Genomic DNA, 8890 nt, shown 5'->3' with positions numbered 1-8890 from the left:
CCCTAATTGCTCAAATTTATTCATTATATATTTTTAAATTGGGTGCAAAGGTAGAATTAAAAAACGGATTAAACTAATTTGTTTTTAATTGATTTTCAGAAAGTTACGTTTTTAATCATAGGATTGGAAGGCCTAAATTGGGAGATCAACTTAAATTAGATAAGAAATTAATTAATTTTTGCACCGCAATACCTCTATGACTGATAACCGATTTTTGTTCCATAGTCATTTGGGCGAAAGTAGTTGAAAAACCTTCTGGTTGAAAAACTGGATCGTAACCAAACCCTTGATTTCCTGACTTTTTCAAAGTAATTTCACCTTTTACAATGCCTTCAAATAAATACTGTTGGTTATTGATGTTTAACGCAATAATGGTTTTGAATTGAGCTTTTCTATTGGTTTTAGATGCTAATTTCTGTAAAACCAAATTCATATTGTCTTCTGCATTTTTTTGTTCGCCTGCATATCGTGCGGAATATACACCAGGTTCGTTATTTAAACTTACAATTTCCAAACCTGTATCATCAGCAAAACAAGGTAAACCGAAATTTTCAGCGACATAATTGGCTTTCAAAATCGCATTTCCTTCAATAGTTTCAGACGTTTCCGGAATATCCACAAAACATCCAATATCTTCTAATGAGACAATTTGAAATTGCGAACCGACTTGTTGCTGAATTTCAGCAATTTTGTTTTTATTGTTGGATGCGAAGACTAATTTCATATGTTGATGGGTACGCAGATGAAGCGAATTTGGATAGATTAAACTAATTTTTATTACTCATTTATTCGGATAAGGATTACCATAAGTTGCTAAATACAAACTATCTGCTTTTTTTACATCTTTTTTATAATAAATACCTTTTCTATAATAATCTATCAATACACTCATACAATAAGAACTTTCTTTTGTTGAACCTTGTTCTAAATAATAAATCAATAAATCTTGCTCTGGTTTTGCTAATTTGGTTAAATCATTAGGATTGTATTTACCTTTAAATTTAGCTCTAAGAAAAAGCTGAAAGAAATCAAATTCACTATCAGAATTCTTTACATCCATCATCTTTAATGAATATGGCAACATTTCAATATAAAGCAAAGAATCTTTTTTACCTACATAAGTATAATAATCCGAATACGACTCTTCATCGGAATTTTCAACAATATTGTGTTTCATTATTGCTATTTCTTCATCAGAATATCTCACTTCCCTTAAATTACAAGAAATTAATAATACTAACAAACTTATTAAAACTACTTTTCTCATTAATTTTGATTTATTGTTATTGATTTTTGTAATTGCCATTGTTATTGAAGCAACTTCCTATTAATATCTTTAATCAACTGCGGACCTTCGTATATAAATCCCGTATATAACTGCACTAAACTCGCACCAGCTTTTAATTTTTCGATAGCATCATCAGCAGTATGAATTCCTCCTACTCCTATAATTGGGAAAGATTTATTGCTTTTTTCTGATAAGAATTTGATGACTTCGGTTGAACGTTTTGTTAATGGTTTTCCAGATAATCCGCCCATTTCCTCTTTATTTTCAGATGTTAATCCGTCACGAGAAATTGTGGTATTGGTTGCGATTACTCCTGCAATTTTAGTTTCGTTAACTATTTCAATAATATCCAATAATTGTTCGTTAGTTAAATCGGGTGCGATTTTTAAAAGGATTGGCTTTGCCTTAACTTTCGTATTATTCAAATCCTGCAAAGTCTGCAACAATTTTGTCAACGGTTCTTTTTCTTGCAACTCTCTTAAATTGGGTGTGTTTGGCGAACTTACGTTGACCACAAAATAATCTACATAATCAAATAAGGCTTCAAAACATATTACATAATCATCCGTAGCATTTTCATTTGGAGTAATTTTATTTTTCCCAATATTTCCACCAATTAAAACGCCTTTGTTTTTCTTTAGTCTTAAAATTGCTGCTTCTACTCCACCATTATTAAATCCCATTCGGTTAATAATTGCTGAATCGGATTTCAACCGAAATAATCTTTTCTTAGGATTTCCGTCTTGTGGTTTTGGCGTTAGCGTTCCAATTTCAATAAAACCAAATCCGAAACCTGATAATTCATTGAATAGTTTCGCATCCTTATCAAATCCTGCAGCTAATCCGACTGGGTTTTTAAATTTCAACCCAAATACTTCTCTTTCTAATCGTTTGTCTTCGACCACATAAATCGCTTTGATAATTGAAGTTACAAATGGAATTTTAGAAATAAATTTCACCAAAGAAAAAGTAAAATAATGCACTTTTTCTGGATCGAAATAGAATAATATAGGACGTAAAAATAATTTATACATAATGATAGTTGTGTTGTACTGCAAAAGTAATTCTTAAACACAGATTACACAAATAATAAAAAGCAAATATGGAATAAAAAGGTGCTTTTACTTTGGATTAGTAGCAATCACAAACTTCAAGTTGTTTTTTACGCCTATTTGAAGCACATCTACTAAATCTTGTACTTGTAAATTAAACGGAATTCGGACTACGACCGTTTGTTCTTTATCTGTACCAATTTTCGCTAACAATTCTTTTTCTAAATCATCGTAATTAACAGGTTGTTTATCTATGAAAAAGGCTTTGTCTTCCGTAACGGAAATACTTATAAATTGCTTGTTTGTTTTTTCATTTGTTTTCGATTTTGGCAACGTCATTTTAATTACATTCGGATTTGCCAATGTTGAGATGATTAGAAAAAACAACAGCAAGAAGAACATAATATCACTCATTGATGACGCGTGAACTTCTGCGTGAAATCGTCTGTTTCTTTTAATTGCCATTTGGTCGCTGAATTATGTTTACAAATTCCAATACTTGTTTTTGAACATTTAGCATAAAATGGTCAATTTTTCCATTCAATAAATGATATCCTGCGTAAGCAATTAAACCTACGATAAGTCCAGCTCCAGACGAAATCATTTTTTCGTATAATCCACCAGAAATATTTCCAATACTAATATTTTCGGTAATAGAAATACTATAGAAAATTTTAATTACCCCAGAAATCGTTCCTACGAAACCTAATGTTGGTGCCATACCCGCAATTAATCCTAATTGACCCATTTTACGTTCCATCTCGCCCAATTCAATTTGAGCCATACGTTCCATATTTGATTCAATTTCAGAAATAGGTCTTCCTATGGTTAAAATTCCTTCTTTCACAACTCTTGCTGTAGCATTATTTACGCGTTCTGCAGCGCCAACAGCTAAATTAATGTTCCCGCTATGCAAATGCGTACGCACTTCTTTTAGCAGAAAATCATCATTTTTAGTAGTTTTAGTGATATACAAATACCTTTCAACTATTAAATAAATGGTATAAATCATCAAAATAATAATTGGTATCAAGAAAAAACCTCCTTTTAAAATGAACTCAAAAACTGATATTCCTTCGTTAACAGGTGTTGTATTTGTATTTGCCACATTTGTTACAGCTTGTGCAACAGTATCTACAGTAGTTTGTAAAAAAAATCCGATCATAAGTAATACTATTCTTAATTAATTTTTTGAAATTTGCAATAAAGATACATTTTTCTATAAAGTATAAAACTAAAAAAAGAAGATTTTATTTTACAGAAGAAGAAATTTTTTAATAATACCTAAAATAATGACTTACAAAGAATCCATAAATTGGCTATTTAATCAACTTCCCGTGTTTCAAAACATTGGTGCTGCTGCATATAAAGAAGATTTAACCAATACCTTATTATTAACAAAACATTTGAATCATCCTGAAAGAAATTTTAAAACCATTCACGTAGCTGGTACAAATGGAAAAGGTTCAACAAGCAGTATGATTGCCTCAGTATTTATGGAAGCCGGGTATAAAGTGGGCTTATACACGTCACCACATTTGAAGGATTTTAGGGAACGAATTACAATAAATGGTAAGAAAATTTCCAAAAATTACGTACACCAATTTATTTTAAAACATAAGCCGTTTTTTGAAACTACTGAATTAAGCTTTTTTGAAATGACCGTTGGACTCGCTTTTCAATATTTTTCTGACAAAAAAGTTGATATTGCTATTATTGAAGTTGGAATGGGCGGCAGATTAGATGCTACAAATATTATAACACCTTTACTTTCTGTAATCACAAATATAGGTAAAGATCATACCGCTTTTTTAGGAGATACTTTAGAAAAAATTGCCTTTGAAAAAGCGGGCATCATAAAACAGAATATTCCAGTTGTAATTGGAGAATATACCATACAAACAAAACCAGTTTTTACAGAAGCCGCTTCAAAAAACAAATCAGAAATTTATTTTGCACAAGATATAAACCACCCAGATTATCCTTGTGGACTTCTTGGTGATTATCAAATAAAGAATAAAAAAACAGTTATTGAAGTTTTCCGAAATTTGAAATCCAATTTCAATATTTCAGAAGAAAATATAAAAAACGGAATTGCAAATGTAATACTCAATACCCATTTACAAGGAAGATGGCAAATTTTACAAGAAAATCCAAAAGTAATTTGTGATACCGCTCACAACGCACACGGACTTGAAATGGTTATACAACAATTAAAAAAAGAAACTTACAATCAATTGCACATAGTTTTAGGAGTCGTAAATGATAAAGATTTAGATGCCATTTTACCATTATTTCCAAAAAATGCCAATTATTATTTTTGTAAACCAAAAAACGAACGTGGTTTAAATGCAAAGACACTTCAAGATAAAGCAAAATCATTTCAACTTTTCGGAAACACATATGCCTCTATTTCAAAAGCTTACAAAGCGGCATTAGAAAAATCATCTGATAAAGATTTGATTTTTATTGGTGGTAGCAACTTTGTAGTTTCAGAAATAATATAATTTTTTTGTTTTTTTATTTGCAAATACCGAAAACAGATGTATATTTGCACTCGCAATACGAAAGTAGCGCGTTTTATTGGGGCAATTAGCTCAGCTGGTTCAGAGCACCTCGTTTACACCGAGGGGGTCGGGGGTTCGAACCCCTCATTGCCCACTTATTAAATCCTACAGAAATGTAGGATTTTTTTTATGCCAAAAATTTAATAATTAGTCGGTTATCGTTATCTCACAATATATTGAGACTAAAAAAAACTTCAAATAAAATTTTTTATTGTTAAAATAAAAAATTAATAAATCATTCTTATTATAATGGAAACATCATATAATAGAAAACTCTTATAAATACTTTTTATCAACAAAAATCACAAAATCGATAATATTTGTTAACAAATTACAATATTATCAAAAACAGACTTTTCAAAAATTGTTAATAACTTAAACTAATTAAAATTATATATTTCTAAAAAACATTATATTTACAACGTTTTCGTAAATATTTGATTTTCAAAAATGTTGAAAAAAAATGTTAATATTAATGTTAATAACCTCATAAAAAAGTGTGATTATTTAAAAAAAACATTTTATATTTGCCTCATAACTTTTAAAAATAAACAAATTATGAAAAAAGTATTACTAACTGCTGCGGCAGTATTATCATTAACTTTTGTTAATGCGCAAGATTTAAAATCTAAAAAAGGAGAAGCTTATTTACCAGTTTCTGGAGATTGGGCTATTAGTTTTAATGCTGATGGAATTTTCAGATATGCAGGTAATGCATTCAACGGTAGCACTACTAATGCTGCGCCTTCTGTTACTTATGTAACAAACAATGCTTTTGTAGGGAAAAAATTCATTTCAGACAAAATGGCTTACAGAGTGGTTGCAAACTTAGGATTTGGTGCAAGTAATGACAAAATTCCAACTGGAGCAAACATGACAGAGAACAAAAATTCAGGATTTGATTTAACTGCAGGTTTAGGAAAAGAATGGAGAAAAGGTTCTACTCGTCTTCAAGGTTTTTATGGTGCTGATGCATTAATTAATGTAAGTTCTAATGGTAGTGAATCTACAGTAACAACTTCTACTGGAACTTTCGTAAGTAGTACAGAAACCAAATCTGGGTTAGGTTTAGGATTAGGTGTTCAAGGATTTTTAGGAGCTGAATACTTTATTTTCCCTAAATTTGCTATTGGTGCACAATACACTTACAGAGTAGGTTTTGAAGTGCAAGGTAAATCTGAAACAACAACTAAATTTGGAACTGCTGCTGCTACAACTGTTGAAGGTGGTACAAGTTCAGATTTCGGATTTGGTAATGTTGGAATTACTTCAATCAACTTGACGTTACATTTCTAAGATTTAAATTAAAATACAAAAACCGACTTATTTAATTATAAGTCGGTTTTTTTATGTCTACTATTTTTTGCTAACTTAATGTAGAAAGAATTCCTCCTAAAATAGCAAAGACAAATATAAAGCCATACAAGGAAATAATAATTAAAGTAAATATTCCTAAAAATTTATGGTGCGATTTTAAATTTTCTAAACCATCTGCCAATAATTGTTTGTTTTTCGAATGTAAAGCAGCACTTGTTTTGGTAGCATATTGATACAAATAATACACTGGAAAGAAATAAATAGCTGCAAAAAGCACATAAATTATCGAGAATACCGACATTGAAAAAGGCAATTCAGGCATAGTAGAAGCGCCCATAGCACTAAAGCCAATCGCCATAAAAAGACTAACCAAGACCATTAAACCAATTCCTATAAAACCAATAATAGCCATAAATTTTGACCATTTGGCACTTTCCTGTAAAAATCCAACTGCAGCAGTAGTCAGCTGATTTTCGAAATTTTCTGTTTGTTTTTCGTTTTCCATAATAAATTAATTTTCAAATTCTTTTAATGTGTTGGTAATGATAGACACACAATCTAATAATTGTGCTTCTGTCATCACTAATGGCGGTGCAAAGCGTATAATATTTCCGTGGGTTGGTTTCGCTAATAATCCGTTTTCAGCTAATTTCATACAGATATTCCAAGCTGTTTCGCTTTCTTCGGTGTCATTAATAACAATAGCATTCAACAAACCTTTTCCACGAACTAATGTTGCAATAGATGAAGTTTGAATATAATTATTTAATTCTTCTCTAAATATTTTTCCTAATTTACGGGCATTTTGTGATAAATTTTCTTCTGAAACCACATCTAATGCTGCCATAGCCACAACAGCCGCCACAGGATTTCCACCAAAAGTAGAACCGTGTTGTCCAGGTTTAATCACATTCATAATTTCATTATTTGCTAAAACTGCCGAAACTGGATACGCACCTCCAGAAATTGCTTTTCCTAATATTAAAATATCAGGTTGCACATACGTGCTTTGTTTTTCACAAGCTTTTTCGCAAGTGCAGTTTCCACAAACAGCTAATAAAGAACCAGTTCTTGCAATACCTGTTTGTACTTCGTCTGCAATAAATAACACATTATATTTAGTACATAATGCTTTAGCTTTGGCTAAGTAATCTTCAGATGGTACATAAACGCCGGCTTCACCTTGAATAGGCTCCACTAAAAAACCCGCAATATTTGGCGAAGACGAAATTGCTTTTTCTAAAGCAACAATGTCATCATAAGGTATTTTTATAAATCCATCTGTAAAAGGTCCGAAATTTTTTCGTGCATTTTCATCATTTGAAAATGAAATAATTGTAGTCGTTCTTCCGTGGAAATTGTTTTCACAAACAATAATTTGCGCTGCATTTTCGCTTATTCCCTTTTTTTCATACGCCCATTTTCTACAAATTTTTAGAGCGGTTTCCACAGCTTCAGCACCTGTATTCATTGGCAAAACCTTATCAAAACCAAAATAGTTGGTTACATACTTTTCATACACACCAAGCTTATCATTATAAAACGCTCTTGATGTTAAGGTAAGTGTTTGTGTTTGTTCCATCATTGCTCCAACAATTTTTGGATGACAATGTCCTTGATTTACTGCTGAATAGGCTGATAAAAAATCGTAATATTTTTTTCCTTCTACATCCCAAACAAAAACCCCTTCTCCTTTATTTAATACTACAGGTAACGGGTGGTAATTGTGAGCACCGTGTTGGTCTTCCAAAGCAATAATTTCTGCTGGATTCATTTTTTCTAAAAGTGACATGATTTATTTTTATTGATTGTCAAATCGCAATTCCTACTTATTGGAGAGAAATCATCCTTAATGCGTAAAATTACAAAATATAAATTCCAAATTACAAAATATAAATTCCAAAATTTCAAATTCCAAATTCCAAATAGAAAAATTCCAAATTCCAAAAAGAGAAATTAAGTTTGGAATTTGGGTTTTGGTATTTGGGATTTCTAACTGTTATACATCTCCAATAACTTTGTAACTGTATTCCAATTTCTTATGGTAGCCACAACGTTTAATTTTTTTTCAATGTATTTTTGGTCTAAATTGGTTTTTCCAGCGCCAATTGCATATTTAATATAAATTCTATTAGAATCAATAGCCGCTTCATCTGGTTTAAAATTACTAATTTTCAAATCGTTTATAGCTGCAGCTGTCAATTCTTTAGAAATAAAAGCTACATATAATTTCTTAATATCGCATTCTTTTTCTTTCAAATACGGATTATTCTTAAAACACAATTCTAAATCCGTTTTAGAAACCATAATAACAGGAACATCATAACCAAATACTTTTGAAATTTCTTGTTTGATTTTAAAGCCTATACCTGCCGCATTTTCTTCTTCTGATTCAAAAAACACATTACCCGATTGAATGTACGTTTCTACATTTTGAAACCCCATATTTTCGAGCATTTTTTTCAAGGCATCCATTTTTATCATATTATGTCCCGATACGTTTATACCTCGTAAAAGCGCTAAATATTTTGTCATTACTCTAAAATTTTGTTATAAAAGTAAAATAATTTATCTAATCCGCATAACAATTCTTATTTTTGCGTCATGGGAAAAAAGAGAACAGAAAGAATCGTATTCGAAAACGTACAAATCCTTGATGCAGGTGC

The 8890-nt window shown here is 30.7% G+C and carries 10 protein-coding genes and 1 tRNA gene; 3 read left to right on the top strand and 8 right to left on the bottom strand.

The window, feature by feature from the left end; genetic code table 11:
- Positions 1 to 145: 145 nt before the first annotated feature.
- From ACIQ11_RS06460 to ACIQ11_RS06440, 5 genes are all read right to left on the bottom strand, one after another.
- Positions 146 to 724: a non-canonical purine NTP diphosphatase gene (locus ACIQ11_RS06460; protein ID WP_396153881.1), complete on the bottom strand. Its 579-nt coding sequence runs from the start codon at positions 722 to 724 to the stop codon at positions 146 to 148.
- Between the two features lie 57 nt (positions 725 to 781).
- Entirely contained in the window at positions 782 to 1267 is a 486-nt protein-coding gene (locus ACIQ11_RS06455; RefSeq protein ID WP_396153880.1) for a hypothetical protein, read from the bottom strand.
- A gap of 41 nt (positions 1268 to 1308) precedes the next feature.
- On the bottom strand, positions 1309 to 2322 hold the full coding sequence (locus ACIQ11_RS06450; protein WP_396153879.1) for a quinone-dependent dihydroorotate dehydrogenase: 1014 nt from the start codon (positions 2320 to 2322) through the stop codon (positions 1309 to 1311).
- An 87-nt stretch (positions 2323 to 2409) separates the two neighbouring features.
- Positions 2410 to 2805 carry a biopolymer transporter ExbD gene (locus ACIQ11_RS06445; protein ID WP_353079577.1) on the bottom strand — a complete coding sequence of 132 codons (396 nt, stop codon included), beginning with the start codon at positions 2803 to 2805 and terminating at the stop codon, positions 2410 to 2412.
- Positions 2795 to 3505 (bottom strand): MotA/TolQ/ExbB proton channel family protein, encoded by a 711-nt coding sequence (locus tag ACIQ11_RS06440; RefSeq protein ID WP_396153878.1) that lies wholly within the window; start codon positions 3503 to 3505, stop codon positions 2795 to 2797. The genes ACIQ11_RS06445 and ACIQ11_RS06440 overlap by 11 nt, the downstream gene beginning before the upstream one ends.
- Positions 3506 to 3632: 127 nt before the next feature.
- On the opposite strand from ACIQ11_RS06440, the gene ACIQ11_RS06435 reads away from it, so the two are divergent.
- The 3 genes from ACIQ11_RS06435 to ACIQ11_RS06425 all read left to right on the top strand — a co-directional run bounded on the left by ACIQ11_RS06435 (position 3633) and on the right by ACIQ11_RS06425 (position 6203).
- Positions 3633 to 4847 (top strand): bifunctional folylpolyglutamate synthase/dihydrofolate synthase, encoded by a 1215-nt coding sequence (locus tag ACIQ11_RS06435; RefSeq protein WP_396153877.1) that lies wholly within the window; start codon positions 3633 to 3635, stop codon positions 4845 to 4847.
- 79 nt (positions 4848 to 4926) lie between these two features.
- Positions 4927 to 5001: transfer RNA gene (locus ACIQ11_RS06430), tRNA-Val, on the top strand.
- A 464-nt stretch (positions 5002 to 5465) separates the two neighbouring features.
- Positions 5466 to 6203 carry a hypothetical protein gene (locus ACIQ11_RS06425; RefSeq protein ID WP_396153876.1) on the top strand — a complete coding sequence of 246 codons (738 nt, stop codon included), beginning with the start codon at positions 5466 to 5468 and terminating at the stop codon, positions 6201 to 6203.
- 70 nt (positions 6204 to 6273) lie between these two features.
- Here the strand turns inward: ACIQ11_RS06425 and ACIQ11_RS06420 are convergent, their stop codons facing one another.
- The 3 genes from ACIQ11_RS06420 to ACIQ11_RS06410 form a co-directional block, all read right to left on the bottom strand.
- Positions 6274 to 6729, bottom strand: a complete 456-nt coding sequence (locus ACIQ11_RS06420) for a hypothetical protein (RefSeq protein ID WP_396153875.1) — start codon at positions 6727 to 6729, stop codon at positions 6274 to 6276.
- 6 nt (positions 6730 to 6735) lie between these two features.
- Positions 6736 to 8016, bottom strand: coding sequence for an ornithine--oxo-acid transaminase (rocD, locus tag ACIQ11_RS06415; RefSeq protein WP_396153874.1), 1281 nt, complete (start codon positions 8014 to 8016; stop codon positions 6736 to 6738).
- Between the two features lie 200 nt (positions 8017 to 8216).
- Complete coding sequence (locus ACIQ11_RS06410) at positions 8217 to 8759, bottom strand: DUF1697 domain-containing protein (RefSeq protein WP_396153873.1); 543 nt, start codon at positions 8757 to 8759, stop codon at positions 8217 to 8219.
- Between the last annotated feature and the right edge of the window lie 131 nt (positions 8760 to 8890).

The organism is Flavobacterium sp. (genome assembly GCF_044361065.1).
In the GTDB taxonomy this organism is placed as follows: Bacteria; Bacteroidota; Bacteroidia; order Flavobacteriales; family Flavobacteriaceae; genus Flavobacterium.
Note: the sequence above shows the minus strand (reverse complement) of the source record. Positions and strands in the feature narration are given on the sequence as shown.

Coding starts and splice junctions, on each gene's coding strand:
- ACIQ11_RS06410 (WP_396153873.1), bottom strand. CDS start 8,759: ATGACAAAATATTTAGCGCTTTTACGAGGTATAAACGTATCGGGACAT.
- ACIQ11_RS06425 (WP_396153876.1), top strand. CDS start 5,466: ATGAAAAAAGTATTACTAACTGCTGCGGCAGTATTATCATTAACTTTT.
- ACIQ11_RS06440 (WP_396153878.1), bottom strand. CDS start 3,505: ATGATCGGATTTTTTTTACAAACTACTGTAGATACTGTTGCACAAGCT.
- ACIQ11_RS06460 (WP_396153881.1), bottom strand. CDS start 724: ATGAAATTAGTCTTCGCATCCAACAATAAAAACAAAATTGCTGAAATT.
- rocD (WP_396153874.1), bottom strand. CDS start 8,016: ATGTCACTTTTAGAAAAAATGAATCCAGCAGAAATTATTGCTTTGGAA.
- ACIQ11_RS06445 (WP_353079577.1), bottom strand. CDS start 2,805: ATGGCAATTAAAAGAAACAGACGATTTCACGCAGAAGTTCACGCGTCA.
- ACIQ11_RS06450 (WP_396153879.1), bottom strand. CDS start 2,322: ATGTATAAATTATTTTTACGTCCTATATTATTCTATTTCGATCCAGAA.
- ACIQ11_RS06435 (WP_396153877.1), top strand. CDS start 3,633: ATGACTTACAAAGAATCCATAAATTGGCTATTTAATCAACTTCCCGTG.
- ACIQ11_RS06420 (WP_396153875.1), bottom strand. CDS start 6,729: ATGGAAAACGAAAAACAAACAGAAAATTTCGAAAATCAGCTGACTACT.
- ACIQ11_RS06455 (WP_396153880.1), bottom strand. CDS start 1,267: ATGAGAAAAGTAGTTTTAATAAGTTTGTTAGTATTATTAATTTCTTGT.